The sequence below is a fragment of the Kribbella sp. NPDC003505 genome (assembly GCF_040610875.1).
Classification (GTDB): Bacteria; Actinomycetota; Actinomycetes; order Propionibacteriales; family Kribbellaceae; genus Kribbella.
This window is the reverse complement of record NZ_JBEXNA010000014.1, coordinates 193,175-216,209: the sequence shown is the minus strand read 5'-3', so window position 1 is coordinate 216,209 and position 23,035 is coordinate 193,175. Positions and strand designations below refer to the sequence as shown.

Here is a 23,035-nt window from a genome sequence, read left to right as displayed (position 1 = left end):
GCCTCGTGGATACGCTCCTGGACCGCACGGTCATCCCTGGCTACACGCGTATTGGCTACGGCCTTCGCAGCCGCAGCTGGCCCAGTGACGACCCGGCACCCGGCTCTTTGGCCGGGAAGACCGCCGTGGTCACAGGAGCCCGCTCCGGCCTCGGCAAGGCAACCGCCGCGGGCCTTGCACGTCTGGGCGCCGCGGTCCACCTGGTTGTCCGCGATGCATCGCGCGCCGCGGACACGCTGGCCGAACTGCAGCGTGACATCCCCGACGCGACCTTCGTCGTCGACGAGTGCGACATCTCCGACCTGGACGCCGTACGCCGCTACGCCGCCGGTCTGACCGGCCCCATCCACGCCCTGGTCCACAACGCAGGTGTGATGCCGGCCCGCCGTACCGAATCACCCCAGGGCCATGAACTCACGCTGGCCACCCACGTCCTCGGCCCGCTCCTGCTGACCGAACTCCTCCGCCCCAATCTGACCGACGGCCGCGTCATCCTGATCACGTCCGGAGGCATGTACACCCAGCCGCTCCCGGCCGACCCGGAGTATCGCGACGAGCCCTACCGCGGCGCCACCGCTTACGCGCGCAGCAAGCGCATTCAGGTAGCCGTGACTCCGCTCCTCGCCGCCGACCTGGCCCCGACCTTCGTCGCGACCACCCACCCCGGCTGGTCCGAGACCCCAGGCCTGACCGACTCCCTCCCCGGCTTCACGAAGCTCACCAAGCCCTTTCTGCGCACCCCCGAAGAAGGCGCCGACACCACCGTCTGGCTCGCCGCCACCCAGCCCGCACCCCCCACCGGCAAGTTCTGGCACGACCGCCGTACCCGCCCCACCCACTACCTGAAGCGAACCCAGGAGTCCCCGGAAGCACTGGACGCCATCTGGACCTACTGCCGCCGGGCGGCAGGCATCTAGCTCGGTGACTTAGCTTCCAGAATTTGAACTTCATACTTCAAAAACAAGAAGTGCGGGAGTAGGGTCGTCCTCATGACCACTTTCGTCCTCGTGCACGGCGCCTGGCATGGTTCGTGGGCCTGGGACAGCGTCGTCCCGCTCCTGTACGCCGCCGGGATGCAGACGCTCACCCCGGACCTCGGCATCGACGCAGGCTCAGGGCTCCATGACCATGCCCGGACCGTTGTCGCCGCGCTCGACACCGTCGGGGCACAGGACGACGTCGTGCTGGTCGGACACAGCTACGGCGGGCTGGTCGTTCGTGAGGCCGCCGATGCGCGCCCGGACGTGGTCGGTCACGTCGTCCTGGTGGACGGATGGGCAGGCGCCGACGGCTCGAGTCTCTTCAGCCTGGCGCCGGAAGCTCTGGTGACGGCACTGCGTGCGGCTGCCGGGGACGGCGACCAGATCCCTGCTCCGCCGCCGGCGGCGTTCGGCATCGTCGACCCGGACGCCGCCGCTGACCTGGCCATCCGCATGACCCCACAGCCGCTCCGCACGTTCACCGAACCCACCCGGTTGCGCGGAGCCGTCGACGGCATCGCGGGGACTGCCATCTACTGCAGGCCGCAGGTCTATCCGTTCGAACGGTTCGGCGAGGCGGTGGGGTACCGGACGCTCGCGGTGGACGGGCCGCACAACGTGATGCTCACGCATCCGCAGGACCTGGCCGGGATGCTCCTGGATGCGCACAGCTTCAGCGCGAAGAAGTGCGACGTCTAGGCTTGTGAAGTGGAGCAGCGGACGTACAACCAGTACTGCGCGACGGCGCACACCCTCGACCTCGTCGGCGAGCGCTGGACGCTGCTGCTGATCCGCGAACTGCTGACCGGGCCCAAGCGGTTCGGCGACCTGCAAGGCAGCCTGCGTGGTCTCGGCACCGGACTGCTGGCCGCCCGCCTGAAGCACCTCGAGCACGAGGGACTCGCACACCGGGTCACACTCCCGCCGCCGGCCCGCACGCCCGCCTACGCCCTGACCGAAGCCGGCGAGGACCTCGCTCCGGCGATCCTGGCGCTGGCCCGGTGGGGGCTGAAATGGGCGATGGGCGAGCGGCAGCCGACCGAGACCTTCCATCCCGGCTGGGCGGTGCTCGGACTGGAGGCATGCTTCGACCCGGAGGCCGCCGCGGGGCTGCACGCGGTGTACGAGTTCCGCGTCGACGACGAAGCGTTTCACGCCCGCGTCGACAACAGCACGATCGAGGTTCTGCACGGCCCGGCCCAGGCCCCCGACGCCACCATCACCATCGGCGAGAGCGCGTTCCTCCGCATCGCCGGCCAAAGCCTCACGCTGTCCGAAGCCATCCGGTCCGGCGCCGCGTCCGCGGCAGGGGACCGCGAGGCACTGCGCAGGCTGAACGGTCTGTTCCGGTTGCCGAGTCCACGGATCCGGGTTGTTGGCAACGAATCCGCCGGGAATCCGGGCGAGTAGGGCGACTCACCCTCCGAGGGCCAGGACGAACGTCACGACCTCGGTTCGACCGGGGTTGCCTTCGATGCGCGAGGGGCGTGCAGGTCACGCAGCTCCAGCGGTTGCAGGGGCGGTGTGGACCACGTCGCGTCGAACGTGCCGGTATTCCGGTTGCAGGTGACCACGAGCCGGTGCGGGGTTTCCAGGAACAACGCCTCGAACCGCAGGGTCGCCGCGTCGGCCGGCCCGCCGCTCACCGCGACCGGTACGGCCGGCTCACCAGATCCCGCGCTCGGATCGGACACGATCCACCTTCCCTGACCCAGCCGGAGCCGCAGCGACGTGCCGGCCTCACGCAGAACGACTTCGGGCTCGTCCCCGCCGACGACCTCGATACCCGTCAGTGAGTGCTGCGCGGCACACCGGCCCTCGGCGGCGGCGAACGTGGCCGACCAGCGCTGCGGGCCGGTCGGCGCTCCCGGCTCGGCCGCCACTGGCGGCAGCGACAGTGTCTCCAGTCGCCGCATCAGTTCGTCGTCGTCGGACTGCGACCCGGCGCCGTCGAACGCAGGCAGCAGATGTCGCCATGCCAGATTCAGAACGCTCTGCATCTCGACGGTCGCGCCGGTGTAGGCCACGACGGCGTTCTGCTCCGGCAGCACCAGGCTGTACTGCCCGTACGCGCCGTCGCCGCGGAAGCCGTGCCGTGACATCCAGAACCCGAACCCGTATCCCTGGCGCCAGTCGGGGTGTGGTTCGTTCTCTGTGGAGACCTGCCGGCTGGTCGCCTGCGCCACCCAGGATTCCGGCAGGACGCGGCGGCCGCCCCAGAGACCACGCTGTAGGTACAACGCGCCCAGCCTCAGGATCGTGTCGCTCGTCGTGAAGGCGCCGAGGAACCCGACGTCCCGCCCCGCCGGGTACTGCTGCCACGAAACGGCGCCGGCGCCGATCGGCTCCAGCAGTCGTGGCCGCAAGTACTCGGTCAGCGTGCTGCCGGTCACCCGCTGCAGGATCGTGGCGAGCGTGTAGGTCGCCGGCTGGTTGTAGGCGAAAAGCGTGCCCGGGTCCTGGTCCGGTGGCAGGCGCAGGAACCCGCGGACGGGCTCGACCGGATCCGCCTCGAACGCCGCCCGCCACATCTCGGCGCGGTGCCCCGTACTCATCGCGGCCAGATCGCGGACCCGCATCGACCGGGTCCGCGGATCATCGACGTCCAGTTCGGGGAAGAAGCCGACGACTCGGTCGTCGAGCCGCAACAGACCTTCGTCCACGGCCAGCCCCAGCGCCGTCGAGGTGAGGCTCTTGCTCAGTGAATAGATCATGTACGGCCCGTCGGCCCGGTACGGCGCCCAGCACCCGGAAGCGATCACCCGCCCGTGCCGCAGGATCGCCAGACTGCGCGGCTGCAGCGCCGGCGAGGCTTCGACCGCATCGAGGAAACGCTTGATCCCCCGGGCGTCGACCCCCTCGGCGGCAGGCGTGTTGCGCGGCAGCGGCGCACCCGGGCCGGCAGCCTCCGCCGCATCGCGGGTCCTCAGTGGGCTGCTCATGATGTCATTCCCGTTCTCCGGTGTTACTAGGACGACCATCAGATGCCGGTCCTCCTAGCCACGTGACGCCACACCGACGTGACCTTCGGCACCGTCTCGAGCCGCGGTGTCACACGCCCACGAAACACGTCGGGCGACCTCTACCGGCGCACATCGCCGGCACAGATCGCCCAGATCGTCCGCGCCCCCGGCAGGATTCGAACCTGCGCACCCGCCTCCGGAGGGCGGTGCTCTATCCCCTGAGCTACGGGGGCTCAGGAACGTGCAGAACAGTAGCAGGAACTTCACCGAAACCCCGAATTGGGCCGGCGACACGCACCCCTGCCGATCGTCGTACGGGGGAGCCCTGAGCTGACCCTGGAACCCCCGCCGCGGGGGATCAGTTCCGTCGTGGGCGGCGTCATAGTGGAGGTAAGCCCAACAGCGGAAAGGACATCGGTACTCATGGCTAGCTCTCTGGTTCGACCGTCGCGTGATCGCTGGATCGGCGGTGTCTGCGCCGGACTGGCTCGCCGGTTCGGGATCTCCGCGAACACCATGCGGCTGATCTTCGTGGTCAGCTGTCTGCTGCCCGGCCCGCAGTTCCTGATCTACATCGTGCTGTGGATCCTGATGCCGTCGGAGGACTGACCCCCGGCGGCCGGCCGTCGGGGTGCACCTGGCAACCTGACTCCTCATGAGAGCAGGCAGGTGGCGCCCGGCGGCCGGGACGGCTGCGGTGCTGCTCGTCGGCGGGGTGCTCGCGGGCTGCCAGGTCGGCCCGTCCGCGCCGGCGGCCGCGGAGCTCCGGACCGGCGCGCCGCCCTGGGACGCGCCCCGGGACGCGGTCTCGTACATCGACAAGGCCGGCTTCGAACGGCTCCCGCTCGACTTCTCCGGGCCGGCGCCGTACACGCTGACCATCGCGGTCACGCTCGACGGCAAGCCGGTCCAGGTCCCGGCGGGTCTCGGCGTCGACAAGCTCCGGGCCGAGCAGGCCGCCGTCCACACCCACACCACCGACGGCCAGGTCTGGGTCGAGGCGAAGACCGCCGCCGAGAAACCGACGCTGGCTCAGTTCTTCACCCTCTGGGGTGTGCGGTACGACGCGCACTGCCTCGCGGACGCCTGTCAGGACCTGAAAGTGACCGTCGACGGCAAGCCCGCTCCGTGGGACACCCCGCTAGTGCGCAACCGCGACATCGCCGTCACGGTGCGTCATTGAGCAATGAAATCGGTGCTATCATTGCCAGCAGAGGAGGTGGTCACGATGGCGGCGATCACAGTGCGCAATCTCGATGACAAGATCAAGCACCGGCTCCGCGTTCGAGCGGCCCGCCACGGCCGTTCGATGGAGGCGGAAGCTCGCGCGATCATCGTCGAAGCGGTCGGCGAGGACGAAGAAGAGCCAAACATTCTGCAGCGTCTTCATGAGCGGTTCGCCGAGCTCGGCGGCGTTGACCTGGACATCCCGCCGCGTACCGATGCGCCCAGGGTTGTGGACTTCGACTGATGATCGTGTTTGACACCGACGTCGGGTCCGAGTTGATGAAGGCCGAACCGGACGAATCCGTCGTGCGCTGGTACGACGCGCAGCGCGGGAAGGGCCTGTGCACAACAGCAGTGACCGTGGCCGAGATCCGGTACGGGATCGAACTGCTGCCGTCCGGACGGCGGAGGACGCTGATGGCGGCGGCCGCCGATGAGGTCTTCGCGGAGTTCGCCGGCATGATCCTGTCGTTCGATGCCGCGGCTGCCGCACTGTATCCGGAGGTGGTGATCGGTCGCCGTCGCGCAGGTTTGCCGATCGGCCAGTCGGATGCCCAGATCGCGGCGATCTGCCGGGCGGTGGACGCCACGCTGGTGACCCGCAACACCAAGGACTTCCTCGACACCGGTGTCGAGTTGGTCGACCCCTGGGAATAGCGCGCGTACCGGGCTGTGGATGGTGAGTCAAGGGTTTCGGGTGCAGCCCATTAGGCTGATCCGGTGACTCCGGAACAGCTCGCTGAGAAGATCCTGCAGGCCCTGGCCGCGCTCGCCGCCGACGGCACCATCACCGTCGAGGGCGGGCTGCCCCGCGAGCTGAAGGTCGAGCGACCCAAGAACCCCGAGCACGGGGACTACGCGACGAATGTGGCCATGCAGCTGGGCAAGCGCGCCGGGCTGAATCCGCGCCAGTTCGCCGAGCTGCTGGCCGAGAGGCTCCGCGACGACGAGGCGATCACCGCCGTCGAGATCGCCGGCCCGGGCTTCATCAACCTCCGGGTCGCCGCCGATGCCCAGGGCAAGGTCGCGCAGGCCATCCTGGAGGCCGGCGAGAAGTACGGCACCAGCGACAGCCTGCACGGCCGGACGATCAACCTCGAGTTCATCTCCGCGAACCCGACCGGCCCGCTGCACCTCGGTCACACCCGCTGGGCGGCCGTCGGCGACGCGCTCGCCCGGGTGCTGACCGCGGCGGGCGCGAGCGTCAGCCGCGAGTTCTACATCAACGACCGCGGCAACCAGATGGATAAGTTCGGCGCCAGCCTGCAGGCCGCGGCGCACGGGCAGCCGATCCCGGAGGACGGGTACCACGGCGAGTACATCCTCGACCTGGCCAAGCGGATCGTGGACGAGGTGCCGGGGATCACCGAGCTGCCCGAGGACGAGCAGCTGGTCGCGTTCCGCGAGGCGGGCTACGAGCGTCAGCTCAAGGAGCAGCAGGACCAGCTCGAGCACTTCCGGACCAAGTTCGACGTCTGGTTCTCCGAGCGCAGCCTGCACGAGCAGGACGGCGTACCGCACGCGATCCAGAAGCTCCGCGACCAGGGCCATCTGTACGAGGCGGACGACGCGCTCTGGATGCGGACCACGGACTTCACCGACGACAAGGACCGCGTGCTGATCCGGTCGAACGGCGAGCCGACGTACTTCGCCTCCGACGCGGCGTACTACGTGAACAAGCGCGAGCGCGGCTTCGAGACCTGCATCTACCTGCTCGGCGCCGACCACCACGGCTACGTGAACCGGCTGAAGGCGATCGCGGCCTGCGCCGGCGACGACCCCGAGCACAACATCGAGATCCTGATCGGCCAGCTGGTGAAGATCCTCAAGGGCGGCCAGGAGATGCGGCTGTCCAAGCGGGCCGGCACCATCGTCACGCTCGCCGAGCTGGTCGAGGAGGGCGGCGTCGACGGCCTCCGCTACACGCTCTGCCGCTACCCGGCCGACTCGCCGCTGACGCTGGACATCGAGGAGATGACCCGGCAGGCCAGCGAGAACCCGGTGTACTACGTGCAGTACGCGCACGCCCGGCTGGCCTCGATCCTGCGCAACGCCGACGAGCTCGGCATCAAGCTGGACGAGTTCGACCCGGGCCTGCTCAGCCATGAGCGCGAGGGTGACCTGCTGCGCGCGCTGGCCGAGTTCCCGCGGGTCGTCGCCACCGCCGCGGAGCTGCGCGAGCCGCACCGCATCGCGCGGTACCTCGAGGACACCGCGTCCGCGTTCCACAAGTTCTACGACAGCTGCCGCGTGCTGCCGCGCGGCGACGAGGAGGTGGAGCCGGTGCACAAGGCTCGCCTGACCCTGGTGTCCGCGACCCGGACCGTCCTCGCCAACGGGCTCGACCTGCTCGGCGTCTCCGCACCGGAGCGGATGTGAGGGCGCACGAGGCGGGCGCGCTGCACGCCGACATCGGCCATCGCGGCCCGTCCTGGCTGCGCGCGCCCCGCGACGTCAACGACCTGGTCCCGCAGCTGTGGTCGTCCACCGCGAAGAAGACCGGCGAGGGCTCGCTGGTCGTCGGCGGTGTCGACGTGCGCGACCTGGTCGCCGAGCACGGCAGCCCGGCGTACCTGCTGGACGAGGACGATTTCCGCGCCCGGGCGCGCGCGTTCAAGCACGCCTTCAAGGACTTCGACGTCTACTACGCGGGCAAGGCCTTCCTGTGTACGACGGTCGTGCGCTGGGTGATGGAAGAGGGCCTGAACCTCGACATCTGCAGCGGGGGAGAGCTGGCCGTCGCGCTCCGGGCCGGCGCCGACCCGAAGCGGCTCGGGTTCCACGGCAACAACAAGTCCGAGTCCGAGCTGGCCCGCGCGCTGGACGCCGGGATCGGCCGGATCATCGTCGACTCGCAGCACGAGATCTCCCGGCTGATCGAGCTCGCCGGCGAGCGCGGCGTGATCGCCCCGGTGATGATCCGGGTCACCGCGGGCGTCGAGGCGCACACCCACGAGTACATCGCGACCGCGCACGAGGACCAGAAGTTCGGCTTCTCGATCACCTCCGGCGCGGCCTACGAAGCCGTTGCCCGGGTCAACGAAGCGCCCGAGCTGGAGCTGCTCGGCCTGCACTCGCACATCGGCTCGCAGATCTTCGACTCGTCCGGTTTCGAGGTCGCCGCGAAGCGCGTGATCGCCTTGCACGCAAGGGTTTCCGACGAGCTCGGCGTCGACATGCCGGAGCTCGACCTGGGCGGCGGCTTCGGGATCGCGTACACCACCCAGGACGACCCGTCGGACCCGGCGCAGCTGGCCACCGAGATGGGCAAGATCGTCGAGCACGAGTGCCGTGCGTTCGGCGTCGAGCCCCCGTTGGTGTCGATCGAGCCCGGCCGCGCGATCGTCGGCCCGGCGATGTGCACGGTCTACTCGGTCGGCACCGTCAAGGAGGTCGAGCTGGACGCCGGCGCCTCCCGGACGTACGTGTCGGTCGACGGCGGGATCAGCGACAACATCCGCGCCGCGCTGTACGACGCCGACTATTCCTGCACGCTCGCCAACCGGTACTCCGACGCCGGCCCGACGCTCGCGCGCGTGGTCGGCAAGCATTGCGAGGCCGGTGACATCGTCGTGAAGGCCGAGTTCCTGCCCGCGGACGTGCGGCCCGGCGATCTGGTCGCCGTGCCAGGTACCGGTGCCTACTGCCGGTCGATGGCGAGCAACTACAACCACGTACCGCGGCCGCCGGTGATCGCGGTCAAGGACGGCCACATGCGCGTCGTCGTACGCCGTGAGACCGAAGACGACCTGCTCGGACTCGACATGGGGGCCGCCGAATGAACGACGCAAAACCTCTCAAGGTAGGCCTGCTCGGTTGCGGAGTGGTCGGCACCGAGGTGGTGCGGATCCTGACCGAGCAGGCGGACCATCTGGCGGCCCGCGTCGGCGCGCGGCTGGAGATCGCCGGTATCGCCGTCCGCCGGCCCGGCCGCGCGCGCGACATCGCCGTCGACCCGGACCTGATCACCACCGACGCGCAGGCCCTGGTGTCGCGCGGCGACCTCGACCTGGTGATAGAGGTGATCGGCGGCCTGGAGCCCGCCCGCAGCCTGATCCTGACCGCGCTCGAGCAGGGCGCCTCGGTCGTCACGGCGAACAAGGCCCTGCTCGCCGAGGACGGCCCGACGCTGTTCGCCGCCGCGGAGAAGTACCAGCGCGACCTGTACTTCGAGGCCGCGGTGGCCGGCGCGATCCCGATCCTGCGGCCGCTGCGCGAGTCGCTCGCCGGTGACGACGTGGTCCGGGTGATGGGCATCGTCAACGGCACCACGAACTACATCCTCGACAAGATGGACAGCACCGGCGCCGGTTTCGACGAGGCGCTCGAGGAGGCCCAGGCCCTCGGGTACGCCGAGGCCGATCCGACCGCGGACATCGAGGGCTTCGACGCCGCCGCGAAGGCCGCGCTGCTGGCCAGCCTGGCGTTCCACACCCGGGTCTCGATCGCCGACGTGCACCGCGAGGGGATCACCGAGGTGACCGCGACCGACATCGCGTCGGCCCGGGAGATGGGCTGCGTGGTGAAGTCGCTGGCGATCTGCGAGCTGGACGAGGTGAGCGACTCGGTCAGCGCCCGGGTGTATCCGGCGATGATCCCGGCCACCCACCCGCTGGCGAACGTCCGGGACGCGTACAACGCCGTTTTCGTGGAATCGAAAGCAGCCGGCCAGCTGATGTTCTATGGTCGTGGTGCCGGCGGCGCCCCGACGGCCAGTGCAGTCCTCGGGGATCTCGTGTCCGCCGCGCGCAACCGGCTCAAGGGCGTGCCGGGAGTCGGCGAGTCGTCGTACACCCAGCGGTCCGTGCGGCCGATGGGCGACGCGACGACCCGCTACCACGTGTCGCTGGACGTGGCCGACAAGGCTGGTGTGCTGGCGGCGGTGGCCCAGGCCTTCGCTGAGCACGACGTGTCCATCCAGACCGTCCGCCAGGAGGGCCGGGGCAGTGACGCGCAGCTGGTCGTGGTCACCCACACCGCGACCGACGCCGCGTTGTCCGCGACCGTGGAGTCCTTGCGCGACATGGACATCGTCCGTGAAGTCAGCAGTGTGATGCGGGTAGAAGGCGAGTAATTCATGGTTCACCAGTGGCGTGGCGTGATCGAGGAGTACAGAGACCGGCTTCCCGTGTCGGCGGACACGCCGGTGGTCACGCTCGGCGAGGGCGGGACGCCGCTGGTGGCCGCGCAGTGGCTGAGCGAGCAGAGCGGCTGCGAGGTCTGGCTCAAGGTCGAGGGCAACAACCCGACGGGCTCGTTCAAGGACCGCGGCATGACGGTGGCGATCTCGCTGGCCGCGCAGGCCGGTGACAAGGCCGTCGTCTGCGCCTCCACCGGCAACACCTCGGCGTCGGCCGCGGCGTACGCCGTCCGCGCCGGGATGCTGCCGCTGGTGGTGATCCCCGCGGGCCGGATCGCGAAGGGCAAGCTGGCCCAGGCGGTCGTGCACGGCGCGAAGCTGGTGCAGATCGACGGCGGGTTCGACGACTGCCTGCGGATCGTCCGTGAGCTGGGGAAGAACTACCCGGTCGCGCTGGTGAACTCGGTGAACCCGGTCCGCCTGGAAGGGCAGAAGACCGCGTCGTTCGAGGTCTGCGACGCGCTCGGCGACGCGCCGGACCTGCACCTGCTCCCGGTGGGCAACGCGGGCAACATCGCGGCCTACTGGAAGGGATATCAGGAGTACGCCGAGGACAAGCTCGCCACCCGGACGCCGAAGATGTGGGGCTTCCAGGCCGAGGGGGCGGCGCCGATCGTGCGCGGCTCGATCGTCGAGAAGCCGGAGACGGCCGCGACGGCGATCAGGGTCGGCAACCCGGCGTCCTGGACGCTGGCCGAGGCCGCGCGGGACGAGTCCGGCGGGCGGATCGAGCTGGTCACCGACGAACAGATCCTGACCGCGCAGCGTGAGCTCGCGGCGCGCGAAGGCGTGTTCGTCGAGCCCGCGTCGGCCGCCGGCGTCGCCGGCCTGCTGCACGCGAAGGCGCAGGGCTGGCTTCCGGGCGGTTCGACCGTGGTGATCACGGTTACCGGCCACGGCCTGAAGGACATCGACACGGCTCTGGGGCACGTCAGCTTCGAGGAGCCGCCGGTGACGCCGGCCGACACCGACGCCGTCGCCCGCATCGCCGGTCTCGCCTGAGATGGGTGGGGCCGACATGGGTGCCGAGCCGGATCGCAAGCAGGACGCCGGCAACCGGCGCCCCTGCGACCAGGTGCGGGTCCGGGTCCCCGCGACGAGCGCGAATTTGGGGCCCGGTTTCGACGCCTTCGGGCTCGCGCTGACGCTGTACGACGACCTGGTCGTCACCCCGTGCGGATCCGGCGTGACCGTGCAGGTGACCGGCTGCGGCGAAGGCGAAGTGCCGCTCGACGAGACGCATCTCGTGGTGCGGTCGATCCAGGCAGGGCTCGAGGCCTTGGGCGCGCCGGTGCCCGGATTCACGCTGCGCTGCGAGAACCGGATCCCGCACGGGCGCGGGCTGGGGTCGTCGTCCGCGGCGATCGTCGGCGGGCTCGCGGCAGCGTTCGCGCTGGCCGGCGAGCCGCTCGACCGCGAGCGCCTCGTCGTGCTCGCGAACGAGATCGAAGGCCACCCCGACAACGTGGCGGCGGCCGCCCTCGGAGGGTTCACGATCGCTTGGACAGAAGGCGGAACGGGCCGGGCGGTCCGGCTGGACCCGGCCGACGGATTGGCCGCGATCGCTTACGTACCTGACAATCGCGTGCTGACCAAACAGGCGCGCGGACTGCTACCGGGCGTTGTTTCCCACATCGACGCCGCGGCCAATGCGGGCAAGGCCGCGCTGCTCGTCGCGGCCGTGACCGGCCGGCCGGAGCTGCTGCTGACCGCGACCGAGGACCGGCTGCACCAGGAGTACCGCGAGCCGGCCATGCCGGAGAGCCTCGCGCTGGTCCACAAACTGCGCGGCAGCGGGCTCGCGGCGATCATCAGCGGGGCCGGTCCGACGGTCGCCGTACTCGGCGGCCATGACGGCAAACACGCAGGTCAGAGCCAATTTTTCCGCAGTACGCCGGAGCCTCCGGACGGCTGGGCGAAGTACGAGCTGGAGATTGATCCAGTCGGCGTACAGGTCTGGTCGATGGAGGCGGGCTGACGCCGGGAATGCCGGACTGCTGACACGCGTTGTCACCCCTGGAGTCGGCAGAAGGACCTGTAGTGGTGCTAGTCTCGACTCACCCGATCCCCTCCAGGTGATCGGTGTGCTCTCGTCACGATCCGGGCTGTGCTCCCGGCACCCTGTGTTGTGTGGCGACCCTCCTGTGGACGTGACCTTGCGCCGCCTGCGTCGGAGATGTCCGGGGGGACTCAGATCGAGCGAGAGTCTCTTGTATCCCACGTGCCCGTTGTGCGGTCGTGGGTGAAATTGGTCGACGCGCCGGGCAGGCCGTCGACGATCCGTGTGGGAAGGACCTCACGTGACAGAAACTGTTGAAGCCTCCAGCGGAGCTGACGCCGCGGCGACCACCGCGACGCGTCGCCGGAAAGCTGGCGGCGGCCTCGAGGGCATGCTGCTCCCCGAGCTCAAGCAGCTCGCCGGGACGCTCGGCATCAAGGGCACCGGCGCACTGCGCAAGGGCCAGCTGATCGAGGCGATCAAGGCCGCCCAGGCCGGCGGATCCGCCGGTGCTCCCGCGGGCGGCTCGACGAGCGGCTCCAGGGCGAAGGCGCAGCCGAAGACGACGCAGCCGACGCTCGACGAGGCCGCCGATGCGCCCGCGGCGACGACCGCGGAGACGCCGGCGAAGCGCGAGGGCGGCAGCCGCCGGACCCGCGCCGCCGCCCAGAAGGACGCCGAGAAGGACGCCCAGAAGGACCCGCAGGACGGCGCCGTGTTCGAGGCCGCCGTCGAAGCGCCTGCGGCGAAGACCGCGCAGCCGGAGCCGGCTGCCGCGACCGGTGCCGCCGAGCGGGTCGAGACCCGAGGTGGCGAGCGCGCGGAGGAGCGCGGCGACGACCGCGCCGACGACCGCGCGGACAACCAGGGCCGCACCCGCGACCGGAACCGCGACGGCAACCAGAACCGTGAGCAGAACCGGGACGGCCGCGACGGCAACCAGAACCGGGACCGCAACCGCGACGGCAACCGTGAGCAGAACCGCGACGGCCGTGAGCAGAACCGGGACGGCAACCGCGAGCAGAACCGGGACAACCGGGACGGCCGCGACGGCAACCGGGACAACCGCGGTGACAACCAGCGGAACCGGCAGGACCAGAGCGACCGCGGCGAGGAAGGCGAGGGCCGTCGCCGGCGCCGCCGGGGCCGCGACCGGGAGCGCAACCGCGACGGTCAGGGCACCGGCACCCGCGACAGCGGGCGGGACAGCGGTCGCGACAGCAGCCGCAGCCGCGGCCGCGGCGAGCGGTACGACGCCGAGCCGACGATCACCGAGGACGACATCCTCGTCCCCGCGGCCGGCATCCTCGACGTCCTCGACAACTACGCCTTCGTCCGGACCAGCGGCTACCTGCCCGGCCCGAACGACGTGTATGTCGCCCTCTCGATGGTGAAGCGGTACGGCCTGCGCAAGGGCGACGCGATCACCGGTGCGGTGAAGCAGCCGCAGGAGGGCGAGCGCAAGGAGAAGTTCAACCCGCTGGTCCGGATCGACACCGTCAACGGTGCGGACCCGGAGATCGCCAAGCAGCGGCAGGACTTCAACAAGCTCACCCCGCTGTACGCGACCGAGCGGCTCCGGCTGGAGACCGAGCCGGGCATCCTGACGACCCGGATCGTCGACATCGTCAGCCCGATCGGCAAGGGCCAGCGCGGCCTGATCGTCTCGCCGCCGAAGGCCGGTAAGACGATGGTGCTGCAGGCGCTCGCGAACGCGATCACCACGAACAACCCCGAAGTGCACCTGATGGTTGTGCTGGTGGACGAGCGGCCCGAAGAGGTCACCGACATGCAGCGCACGGTCAAGGGCGAGGTCATCGCCTCGACGTTCGACCGGCCGGCCGACGACCACACCACGGTTGCGGAGCTGGCCATCGAGCGCGCCAAGCGGCTGGTGGAGCTCGGCCACGACGTGGTGGTGCTGCTCGACTCGATCACCCGGCTCGGCCGGGCGTACAACATCGCGGCGCCGGCCAGCGGCCGGATCCTGTCCGGCGGTGTCGACTCGTCCGCGCTGTACCCGCCGAAGCGGTTCTTCGGCGCCGCCCGCAACATCGAGGACGGTGGTTCGCTGACCATCCTCGCGACGGCGCTGATCGAGACCGGCTCGAAGATGGACGAGGTGATCTTCGAGGAGTTCAAGGGCACCGGCAACATGGAGCTGCGGCTGCGCCGCGAGTTCGCCGACCGGCGGATCTTCCCGGCCATCGACGTGGTCGCCTCCGGCACCCGCCGCGAGGAGCTGCTGATGTCCAAGGAAGAGACCCAGGTGGTCTGGAAGCTCCGCCGGGTGCTGTCCGCGCTCGACGGCCAGGCCGCGCTGGAACTGCTGATCGGCAAGCTCAAGGAGAGCAAGTCGAACATCGAGTTCCTGCTCCAGGTCAACAAGACCACCCCGTCGACCGGCAGCTCGCACAGCACCACCAACGGCGACTGACGCCAGACCCCACCGGCCCACCCAGCCACCCCGACCTGCCACTGAACCGTCTCAGGGGTCAACCCCTCAGGTGCTGGGTTGACCCCTCGGATTCCGAGGGGCCAACCCTCCAGCGCGGGGGTTGACCCCGGAGACGTCAGCCGTGGCGGGTGGGGTGGTGGGCGGATTTCCGGGGCGGTGGGTGGTCGTGGCACACTTGTTTGCTGGTTCCGGTTCACGTTCGCGCCGTGCGGACGACCCGGGGCGCTTGATACTTCCTAGGAGACTTGTTGTGAAGGCTGACATCCACCCGACGTATGTGGACACCACGGTGACCTGCACCTGTGGCGCCACGTTCCAGACGCGCTCGACCGCGGAGAACGGCGTCATCCACGCCGACGTGTGCTCGCAGTGCCACCCCTTCTACACCGGCAAGCAGAAGATTCTCGACACCGGTGGCCGGGTGGCCCGCTTCGAGAAGCGGTACGCCAAGAAGTAGCTTTCCTGCCGCGCGCCGGTTCTGCCCGTTCTGGGCGGGACCGGCGCGCGGTTTGTGTTGTCGGCGGTGGTCCGGGAGGAGGAGTGCGGCATGTTCGAGGCAGTTGAGACGCTGAAGGCGGAGTACGCCGAGCTGGAGCGGCAGATGGCGGAGCCGGAGCTGCACTCCGACCAGGCCAACGCCCGCCGGGTCGGCAAGCGGTACGCCGCGCTGGCGCCGGTGGTCCGTACGTACGACGAGTGGCTGCAGACCGGCGACGACATCGAGGCCGCGAAGGAGCTCGCGGCGGAGGATCCGGCGTTCGCCGAGGAGGCGACCAAGCTGGCCGCGCGCCGCGAGGAGCTCGCCGAGCGGCTGCAGACGCTGCTCGTGCCGCGGGACCCCAACGACGACAAGGACGCGATCCTCGAGATCAAGGCGGGGGAGGGCGGCGACGAGTCCGCCCTGTTCGCCGGCGACCTGCTGAAGATGTACCTGAAGTACGCCGAGTCGCAGAACTGGAAGACCGAGGTGCTGGACTCGGCCGAGTCCGACCTCGGCGGGTACAAGTCGATCACCGTCGCGGTGAAGGCGAAAGGCACCCCCGAGCCGGGCGACGCGCCGTACGCGAAGCTGAAGTTCGAGGGCGGTGTGCACCGGGTCCAGCGGGTGCCGGTGACCGAGTCGCAGGGGCGGATCCACACGTCCGCGGCCGGCGTGTTGGTGCTGCCGGAGGCCGAGGACGTGGACGTCGAGATCGACCCGAACGACCTGCGGATCGACGTGTTCCGGTCGTCCGGGCCGGGTGGACAGAGCGTCAACACGACCGACTCCGCCGTCCGGATCACCCACCTGCCGACCGGCATCGTGGTCTCGATGCAGAACGAGAAGTCCCAGCTGCAGAACCGCGAGCAGGCGATGCGGGTGCTGCGGGCGCGGCTGCTGGCCGCGGCGCAGGAGGCGGCCGACCAAGAGGCGAGTGACGCCCGGCGGTCGCAGATCCGCACTGTCGACCGGTCGGAGCGCGTCCGCACGTACAACTTCCCGGAGAACCGCTTCTCCGACCACCGCGTCGGCTACAAGGCCCACAACCTCGACCAGGTCCTGGGCGGCGAACTGGAGCCGGTCATCAAGGCACTGACGGACGCCGACCTCGCCGCCCGCCTCGAGGCCGTCGAGTCGCAGTGACCACCAAGGCACTTGTGTCCGCTTCGGCCGCGCGGTTGCGAGCGGCCGGGGTTGCTTCGCCGGAGTTCGACGCTGCCGAACTGCTCGCCTTCGTCACCGGTTCCAGCCGGCTGAACCTTCGTGAGCCCACGGCCGAGCAGCGAGTGCGGTACGACGAGCTGATCGCGCGGCGGGCGGCGCGGGAGCCGTTGCAGCACCTGACGGGTACGGCGGCGTTCCGGTATCGGGAGCTCGCCGTGGGGCCGGGGGTGTTCGTGCCGCGCCCGGAGACCGAGGTGATGGTGGGCTGGATCCTGGACCGGATCGCCGACGTGAAGAACCCGCTGGTCGTCGACCTGTGCAGCGGATCCGGCGCGATCGCGGGCGCGGTCGCCACCGAGCGGCCGGACAGCACCGTGCACGCGGTCGAGCTGTCGCCCGAGGCGGTCGTCTGGGCCCGGCGCAACCTCGAAGGCACCGGCGCGATCCTGCACGAGGGCGACATCGACGGTTGCCTGCCGGAGCTCGACGGTCAGGTCGACGCGGTGATCTCCAACCCGCCGTACATCCCGCTGACCGCCTGGGAATCCGTGACCGCCGAGGTCCGCGACCACGACCCGGCGCTCGCCTTGTGGTCCGGCGACGACGGCCTCGACGAGATCAAGGTCGTAGCGGCGACAGCGGCCCGACTCCTGAAGCCGGGCGGCTGCTTCGCCTGCGAGCACGCCGACGTCCAAGGTGAGTCAGCCCCAGCCGTCTTCACCGCTACGGGTCTGTTCACCGAGGTCCGCGACCAACTCGACCTCGCCGGCCGCCACCGCTTCACCACCGGCCGCCGGGTCTGAATCGGCAGCTCGACAGGAGGTGTCGGCCTCCGACCGCTTCCCGCACGCTCGGACCTGACCCGGACGCGCCACAGTAGGCGTATACGTCCTGTCGAGCTTGCAGGCCGATCAGCGCGAGAGACCACGGCGGCTGGGTGCGGCTGGGCGGGCGGGTGGGCGAGCGAGGTCCTGTTCGCGGATCCGGCCGATTGCGGGTGGCTGAGGGGTGCGGCGGGTGAGGCGGCAGACGACTGGGTAGTGGTCGGCGCCTGGTACCCGGACCACCTCGACGTCGCGGGCGACCAGGTCGGGGGTGGAGAACAGGCGGTCGATCGAGCGGCCGTCCGGGGTGGTGACCGGGGGCGGGTCGCCGAACGCGTCGACCAGGCCGAGGGGCTCGCCGAAGACGTCGCGTGGGTTCGGCATGTTCAGATCGCCCGCGACGACCGCCCGGCGGACGCCTCGCGCCGCCAGCTCGTCCCGCAGGTACGCCGTGAGCTCCGTCCCGTACTCACGCCCCGCACCTTCCTGGTAGGTGTACTCGACCCCCGCAGCGCTGCGGAACATGTGGATCGGACACACCTGACCACCGACGAGATCGACCTCGCCGAGCGCGCCGACATTCCCGCGTGCGACCAGGAAGCCCTTCGGATGCGGGTCCATCGGCTCGCCGGTCCGCCAGTGCAGGAAGTCGATCGACGGATCCGGCAGGTCGATCCGCTCCAGCTCGGTCAGCGGGTACGCCGACGCGATCCCCACGCCCAGCCGCTGCACGCCGGGGATGTGCGAGTCCGAGAATCCGTGCCGCGCGTAGTACGCCTGCCGGCCCGGCATCGCGGCGGCGGCCAGCCGCTCGAGCTGGTCGCCGTCCGGGTCGAGCTCGGTGACGATCAGCACGTCCGGCCGCAGCCCCGCGAGCGCGTGCCCGAAGTCCGCCGTCCGGTCGGCGTCGTCGTACCCGTCAGGCCCCACCAGGCGGCCGCCCGCGATGTTGGCGAACGCGATCGAGATCATTCGTAGATCACCAGCTCCGGACGGGGTTTCAGTGCCATCACCTGCGCGGGCGTCATCAGCGGACCGTGCCGGGCGTCCTCGGTGTAGAAGAGCTTGAACCCGGCGTGCACGGCCGGCGGGAGACCGGTGGTCAGCTTCGCCCAGGTCTTGAGTTTGTCGGACCGGGCGCCGATCCCGTCGACCGACTTGATCGTCACCACTCCGGGGTGCGCCTTCAGCGCCTTCTCGTCGCTGACGATCCGCGTCGACAGTTGGTGGAACACGAACACCTTCTCCGGCAGGCCGTTCGACTGCACCAGCCCCGAGAGGTACGCCGCGATGGCGTCGAGCTCGGCGCCCGTGGTGTGCCCGAAGACCCGGCCCGGCACCTGCGTCGGACCGACCGCCCACTCGGGGTCGAAGGCCAGCCCGATGTCCGGTTCCTTCAGCCACCGCTCGAGGCGCTTCACCTCGGGCAGGACCTTCGCCCGCCCGGGCTGGATGTCCAGCAGCAGGAGCATCTTGTGCTTGCGGGCGACGGTCAGGTATTCCTCGATCTTCGCGTCGTCGATGCGCCCGCGGTACAGGCCGTCCTTGCCCCGTGAGCCTTTGGCGACGACCGCGATCAGCTCCATCACCGGCAGGGGCGTCCGCCCGGCCGCGTAGGCGCGGGACAGCTTGTCCAACTTGGCGGCCCTCGCGTCGAGGTCCTTGTCGAGCGGACCGAGCGCCGGTGAGCCCGGCAGGCCGACGTACCCGACGAGTTGGTGCTTCGGGAAGATCACCCGTCCGCCGCGCGGCAGCCCGCCAGGCGCGGGCGGAGGAGTAGGACTGGGGCTGGGACTGGGACTCGCGCTGGGCCTGGCAGCGGCGGGTGGCTGGCCGGTCGGCGCAGGCTCGTCACTGCAGGCCGCCAGGCTTAACATCGCGACGGCCAGTGCCCCACAGACTTTCCGCACCGGACCAGCCAACCACACCTCACACAGCGGGGTGGTTGGCCAGTTCGGCGGCAGTCTGTCGGCTACAGCGTGTTCTGGGCCAGATAGGTGTCGATCTCGGACAGCAGGGCCGACTTCACCGAGTCCTCGGCGAACGACACCCGCACGGCCGTCTTCGCCAGCTCGCCCACACCGGCCTCGTCCAGGTCGAGCAGTCGTGCCGCGACGGCGTACTCGTTGGTGAGGTCGGTGCCGAACATCGGCGGGTCGTCGGAGTTGATCGTGACCACCAGACCGGCGTCGACCATCGCGCGCAGCGGGTGCACGTCGTACGACGCGACCGCGCGGGTGGCGATGTTCGACGTCGGGCTGACCTCGAGCGGGATCCGGTGCTCACCGAGGTGGTCGACCAGGGCCGGATCCTGCATCGTCGACGTCCCGTGGCCGATCCGCTCGGCCTTGAGAACCCGGACCGCGTCCCAGATGGTCTGCGGGCCGGTCGTCTCGCCGGCGTGCGGGACGCTGTGCAGCCCGGCCGCGACCGCCGCCTCGAAGTGCGGCTGGAACTGCGGCCGCGGGACGCCGATCTCCGGCCCGCCGAGCCCGAACCCGACGAGGCCCTCGGGCCGGATCTTCGTCGCGATCCGCAGCGTCTCGTCGGCGCCCGGCACCCCGTCCTCACCGGAGATGTCGAAGATCCACCGCAGCACCAGGCCGAAGTCCTTCTCGGCCGCGATCCGGGCGTCCTCGATCGCCTCGCAGAACGCCTCCGCGGCGATCCCGCGGATCACCGAGGTGTACGGCGTGACGGTCAGCTCGGCGTACCGCAGGTTCTGCTGGCCGGCCATCTCGCGGGCGATCTCGTAGGTGAGCAGCCGGACGTCCTCGGGCGTCTTGATCAGCTCGACGACGGACAGGTAGATGTCGATGAAGTGGGCGAAGTCGCTGAACTTGAAGTACTCGGTGAGCAGCGCCGGGTCGGCCGGCACCGGCGACCCGGGATGCCGCGCGGCCAGCTCGGCCACGATCCGCGGCGACGCGGACCCGACGTGGTGGACATGCAGCTCGGCCTTCGGCAACCCGGCGAGGAACTCGTGCGACACAGTCATGCCGGGGATCCTAGGGAATCTTCTGGTTTCCGGCTGGAAAGCTGACAATCGAATGTAAGGAAGAGCCCGGTTGGAGTCCGGGCCTGCGCGAGTGGCACGATTCACTCCGTGAGTGAGCGCTTCGACTTCACCGGGGACGAACTGGCACCGGCCTACCGCGCTGCGGTGGACGCCATCGAGGCCGGCGACCTGGTCGTCTTCCCGACCGACACCGTGTACGGTCTCGCCGCCGACGCCTTCAAGGCCGACGCCGTGCAGCGGCTGCTGGACGCCAAGGGGCGTGGCCGGGACGTGCCGCCGCCGGTGCTGATCTCGGTCGTCGAGTCGCTGGACGCGCTCGCCACCGACGTACCCGACAACGGCCGCAAGCTCTGCGAGGAGTTCTGGCCGGGGCCGCTGACGGTGATCTGTCACGCGCAGACCTCGTTGATGTGGGACCTGGGGGAGACCCAAGGCACAGTCGCGCTCCGCGTCCCGGCTCACGAGAACACCCGCGAACTGCTGTCCCGGACCGGACCGCTCGCGGTCAGCGCCGCCAACAGGTCCGGCCGGCCGGCGGCGCTGGACGTGTACGACGCCGAGGAACAGCTGGGCGACTCGGTCGCGGTGTACCTCGACGGCGGCGAGGCGACCGCGGGCGAGCCGTCGACGATCGTCGACCTCACCACCGACACCCCGCGCGTGGTCCGCGTCGGTGCCATCTCCCTCGAGCAGCTCCGCGCGATCGTCCCCGAGGTCGTCGGCGAGTCCGGCGACTCCGCCGAGCCCACCCCCGAACAGTCGCCCGAGCCCGAAGACAAGCTCGACGAGAAGGCCGACGAGAAGGCCGAGGACAAGGTCGAGGACAAGGCCGAGGACAAAGCCGAGGACAAAGCCGAGGACAAGGTCGAGGACAAGGTCGACGAGGAGAAGCCGGACGAGACGGTCGGTGACGAGCCAACCGAAGCGCCGGCCGCAGCGTCCAAGCAGAATGAGGCGCAGACGACCGATCCCGATGTGAGGCCTGGCGACTAGTGCGCGAGTACCTGCTGGTCCTGTTCGTGGCGATGGCCACGACCTTCCTGCTGACCGGCGTCGCCCGGCAGATCGCGTTGCGCTACGGCGCGGTCGCCAAGGTCCGGGCCCGCGACGTGCACAAGGTCCCGATCCCGTACTTCGGCGGCCTGTCCATCCTCGGCGGCCTGATCGCCGGTTTCGCGGTCGCGTCCAGCCTGCCGTTCCTCGGCAACAGTCTGCAGGTCGCGCACGACGCCCGCGCGATCCTGGTCGGCGGCGTGGTGATCTGCGCGGTCGGCGTGGTCGACGACCTGTACGAGCTGGACGCGATCACCAAGCTGGCCGGCGAGGTGCTCGCGGTCGGCGTACTCGTTGTCCAAGGCATCCAGTTGTACTGGCTGCCGCTGCCCGGCGGCGTGATCTCGCCGTCGCCCGCGCAGCTCGCCGTGCTCACCGCGGGCATCCTGCTGGTGTCCTGCAACGCGGTGAACTTCGTCGACGGACTGGACGGTCTCGCGGCCGGCGTCACCGCGATCGGGGCGACCGCATTCTTCACGTACTCGTACCTGCTGAACGTGCACGAGAACCTCGACCGTGCGACGACCTCGACGCTGATCACGGTCGCGCTGGCCGGCGCCTGCCTCGGCTTCCTGCCGCACAACTTCTTCCCTGCAAGGGTTTTCATGGGCGACTCCGGCGCCCTGCTGATCGGCCTGATGCTGGCCGCGTCGACGATCAGCCTGACCGGTCAGATGGACCCGAACGCCGTGCCGTACGAGGTCGGCGGCTCGAGCCTGCTGCCCGCGCTGCTCCCGCTGGTGCTGCCGATCGCGATCCTCGCGATCCCCGCGCTGGACCTGACGATGGCCTACGTACGCCGGACCAAGGCCGGCCGTTCGCCGTTCGCCGCCGACAAGCAGCACCTGCACCACCGCCTGATGCAGCGCGGCCACTCGCACCGCCGGGCCGTCCTGCTGATGTACCTCTGGACCGCCCTGATCGCGTACGGCGTGGTGGTCCTCGGCCTGGTCCTCACCTGGTGGACGGTGCTCGTCGTGCTGGCCGTCGCGGTCACCGCGGTGCTGCTCACGACCGGTCTGCCGCGGCGTTCCCGGAAACCGCTCGCCAAGGTCTGATCCCCGCGGGGAGGGACCAGACCACTCGGTTGCGTGGCCTACCGATAGGGTGGTGCGCGTACAGCGGAAGAGGTCTCGTTTTGCTGACCGTGCAGACTTTGTGCTAGTTTTCACAAGCACCAGCAAAGAACAGCGACACCCCTGACCCCGCCCACCCGACGAGTTGGCCGCGAGACCAGCCCGCCTGCAGGACGGAACCACCAGATGGCTCCCACGGCTCACAGCCCGAAGCCCGCCGGACAAGCGACCAAGCACCCGGCGCTGGCAATGTTGCGTGGCGCTCTCGTCGCCGCCCTGGTCGTCGGTGTGAATGCTGCCGCGGTGTCCACGGTCGCAGCAGGTCTGCGCGGTCTCTGGGGCGCGCTGCTGGGTCTGCTGATCGTGATCGTCTTCTCCGGCGTCGGCCTGCTCGCGCTGCACCTGTCCCGCAAGACCTCCCCGACGATGCAGCTCGCCGTCGCGATGGCGTCGTACACCGGCCGGATCGCGGTCTTCGGCGGCCTGCTCGCGATCGCGCTGAGCTCGGACAGCCTGGACAAGCACGTGAACCTGACCGTGCTCGGCCTGGTCGCGATGGTCGTCGTGATGGGCTGGATGGCCGGCGAGATCTGGGCCTGGTCCCGGCTGCGGGTGCCGATCTACGACCTCGACAAGGAGGTGACGGCATGA

The 23,035-nt window shown here is 70.0% G+C and carries 23 protein-coding genes and 1 tRNA gene; 19 read left to right on the top strand and 5 right to left on the bottom strand.

The features are described 5' to 3' along the window. Positions 1 to 5 precede the first annotated feature (5 nt). The 3 genes from ABZX12_RS36945 to ABZX12_RS36935 all read left to right on the top strand — a co-directional run bounded on the left by ABZX12_RS36945 (position 6) and on the right by ABZX12_RS36935 (position 2,390). Positions 6 to 917 (top strand): SDR family NAD(P)-dependent oxidoreductase, encoded by a 912-nt coding sequence (locus ABZX12_RS36945; RefSeq protein WP_355700102.1) that lies wholly within the window; start codon positions 6 to 8, stop codon positions 915 to 917. Between the two features lie 72 nt (positions 918 to 989). Continuing rightward, complete coding sequence (locus ABZX12_RS36940) at positions 990 to 1,679, top strand: alpha/beta fold hydrolase (RefSeq protein ID WP_355700101.1); 690 nt, start codon at positions 990 to 992, stop codon at positions 1,677 to 1,679. Positions 1,680 to 1,688: 9 nt separating this feature from the next. Then, the gene (locus ABZX12_RS36935; protein WP_355700100.1) at positions 1,689 to 2,390 is read left to right on the top strand and encodes a winged helix-turn-helix transcriptional regulator; all 702 of its coding nucleotides are present in this window, start codon (positions 1,689 to 1,691) and stop codon (positions 2,388 to 2,390) included. A 32-nt stretch (positions 2,391 to 2,422) separates the two neighbouring features. On the opposite strand, the gene ABZX12_RS36930 is transcribed toward ABZX12_RS36935, so the two are convergent. Next, positions 2,423 to 3,922: a serine hydrolase domain-containing protein gene (locus ABZX12_RS36930; RefSeq protein ID WP_355700099.1), complete on the bottom strand. Its 1,500-nt coding sequence runs from the start codon at positions 3,920 to 3,922 to the stop codon at positions 2,423 to 2,425. Between the two features lie 182 nt (positions 3,923 to 4,104). Then, positions 4,105 to 4,176, bottom strand: a tRNA-Arg gene (locus tag ABZX12_RS36925). A 190-nt stretch (positions 4,177 to 4,366) separates the two neighbouring features. On the opposite strand from ABZX12_RS36925, the gene ABZX12_RS36920 reads away from it, so the two are divergent. The 13 genes from ABZX12_RS36920 to prmC all read left to right on the top strand — a co-directional run bounded on the left by ABZX12_RS36920 (position 4,367) and on the right by prmC (position 17,215). Continuing rightward, positions 4,367 to 4,552 (top strand): PspC domain-containing protein, encoded by a 186-nt coding sequence (locus tag ABZX12_RS36920; RefSeq protein ID WP_355700098.1) that lies wholly within the window; start codon positions 4,367 to 4,369, stop codon positions 4,550 to 4,552. A gap of 46 nt (positions 4,553 to 4,598) precedes the next feature. After that, positions 4,599 to 5,126: a hypothetical protein gene (locus ABZX12_RS36915; RefSeq protein WP_355700097.1), complete on the top strand. Its 528-nt coding sequence runs from the start codon at positions 4,599 to 4,601 to the stop codon at positions 5,124 to 5,126. Positions 5,127 to 5,171: 45 nt separating this feature from the next. Beyond that, a complete protein-coding gene (locus ABZX12_RS36910; protein WP_355700096.1) occupies positions 5,172 to 5,414 on the top strand; it encodes a plasmid stabilization protein in 243 nt (80 codons plus the stop codon). Further along, on the top strand, positions 5,414 to 5,827 hold the full coding sequence (locus ABZX12_RS36905; protein WP_355700095.1) for a type II toxin-antitoxin system VapC family toxin: 414 nt from the start codon (positions 5,414 to 5,416) through the stop codon (positions 5,825 to 5,827). The genes ABZX12_RS36910 and ABZX12_RS36905 overlap by 1 nt, the downstream gene beginning before the upstream one ends. A 63-nt stretch (positions 5,828 to 5,890) precedes the next feature. Continuing rightward, positions 5,891 to 7,549: an arginine--tRNA ligase gene (gene argS, locus ABZX12_RS36900; protein ID WP_355700094.1), complete on the top strand. Its 1,659-nt coding sequence runs from the start codon at positions 5,891 to 5,893 to the stop codon at positions 7,547 to 7,549. Further along, entirely contained in the window at positions 7,546 to 8,952 is a 1,407-nt protein-coding gene (gene lysA / locus ABZX12_RS36895; RefSeq protein WP_355700093.1) for a diaminopimelate decarboxylase, read from the top strand. Before argS ends, lysA begins: the two co-directional genes overlap by 4 nt. Beyond that, positions 8,949 to 10,244: a homoserine dehydrogenase gene (locus ABZX12_RS36890; RefSeq protein ID WP_355700092.1), complete on the top strand. Its 1,296-nt coding sequence runs from the start codon at positions 8,949 to 8,951 to the stop codon at positions 10,242 to 10,244. Before lysA ends, ABZX12_RS36890 begins: the two co-directional genes overlap by 4 nt. Positions 10,245 to 10,247: 3 nt before the next feature. Continuing rightward, positions 10,248 to 11,312, top strand: a complete 1,065-nt coding sequence (gene thrC, locus ABZX12_RS36885; protein ID WP_355700091.1) for a threonine synthase — start codon at positions 10,248 to 10,250, stop codon at positions 11,310 to 11,312. 16 nt (positions 11,313 to 11,328) lie between these two features. Next, positions 11,329 to 12,288, top strand: a complete 960-nt coding sequence (gene thrB / locus ABZX12_RS36880; protein ID WP_355700090.1) for a homoserine kinase — start codon at positions 11,329 to 11,331, stop codon at positions 12,286 to 12,288. Between the two features lie 322 nt (positions 12,289 to 12,610). Beyond that, on the top strand, positions 12,611 to 14,746 hold the full coding sequence (rho, locus tag ABZX12_RS36875; RefSeq protein ID WP_355700089.1) for a transcription termination factor Rho: 2,136 nt from the start codon (positions 12,611 to 12,613) through the stop codon (positions 14,744 to 14,746). A 271-nt stretch (positions 14,747 to 15,017) separates the two neighbouring features. Then, positions 15,018 to 15,224 (top strand): 50S ribosomal protein L31, encoded by a 207-nt coding sequence (gene rpmE, locus ABZX12_RS36870; RefSeq protein WP_131291225.1) that lies wholly within the window; start codon positions 15,018 to 15,020, stop codon positions 15,222 to 15,224. Positions 15,225 to 15,314: 90 nt separating this feature from the next. Further along, on the top strand, positions 15,315 to 16,391 hold the full coding sequence (gene prfA / locus ABZX12_RS36865) for a peptide chain release factor 1 (RefSeq protein WP_355700088.1): 1,077 nt from the start codon (positions 15,315 to 15,317) through the stop codon (positions 16,389 to 16,391). Continuing rightward, positions 16,388 to 17,215, top strand: a complete 828-nt coding sequence (gene prmC, locus ABZX12_RS36860) for a peptide chain release factor N(5)-glutamine methyltransferase (RefSeq protein ID WP_355700087.1) — start codon at positions 16,388 to 16,390, stop codon at positions 17,213 to 17,215. Before prfA ends, prmC begins: the two co-directional genes overlap by 4 nt. A gap of 108 nt (positions 17,216 to 17,323) precedes the next feature. Here prmC and ABZX12_RS36855 read toward each other — a convergent pair whose 3' ends face one another. The 3 genes from ABZX12_RS36855 to ABZX12_RS36845 form a co-directional block, all read right to left on the bottom strand. After that, positions 17,324 to 18,208 carry an endonuclease/exonuclease/phosphatase family protein gene (locus ABZX12_RS36855; protein ID WP_355700086.1) on the bottom strand — a complete coding sequence of 295 codons (885 nt, stop codon included), beginning with the start codon at positions 18,206 to 18,208 and terminating at the stop codon, positions 17,324 to 17,326. Continuing rightward, positions 18,205 to 18,972: a hypothetical protein gene (locus ABZX12_RS36850; RefSeq protein ID WP_355700085.1), complete on the bottom strand. Its 768-nt coding sequence runs from the start codon at positions 18,970 to 18,972 to the stop codon at positions 18,205 to 18,207. Before ABZX12_RS36850 ends, ABZX12_RS36855 begins: the two co-directional genes overlap by 4 nt. Positions 18,973 to 19,208: 236 nt before the next feature. Further along, entirely contained in the window at positions 19,209 to 20,234 is a 1,026-nt protein-coding gene (locus ABZX12_RS36845; protein ID WP_355700084.1) for an adenosine deaminase, read from the bottom strand. A gap of 108 nt (positions 20,235 to 20,342) precedes the next feature. Between ABZX12_RS36845 and ABZX12_RS36840 the strand changes: the two genes are divergently transcribed. The 3 genes from ABZX12_RS36840 (at position 20,343) to ABZX12_RS36830 (ending at position 23,035) form a co-directional block, all read left to right on the top strand. After that, the gene (locus ABZX12_RS36840) at positions 20,343 to 21,248 is read left to right on the top strand and encodes an L-threonylcarbamoyladenylate synthase (RefSeq protein ID WP_355700083.1); all 906 of its coding nucleotides are present in this window, start codon (positions 20,343 to 20,345) and stop codon (positions 21,246 to 21,248) included. Further along, the gene (locus ABZX12_RS36835) at positions 21,248 to 22,366 is read left to right on the top strand and encodes an MraY family glycosyltransferase (RefSeq protein WP_355700082.1); all 1,119 of its coding nucleotides are present in this window, start codon (positions 21,248 to 21,250) and stop codon (positions 22,364 to 22,366) included. Before ABZX12_RS36840 ends, ABZX12_RS36835 begins: the two co-directional genes overlap by 1 nt. Positions 22,367 to 22,570: 204 nt before the next feature. After that, positions 22,571 to 23,035, top strand: a complete 465-nt coding sequence (locus tag ABZX12_RS36830) for a hypothetical protein (protein WP_355485659.1) — start codon at positions 22,571 to 22,573, stop codon at positions 23,033 to 23,035.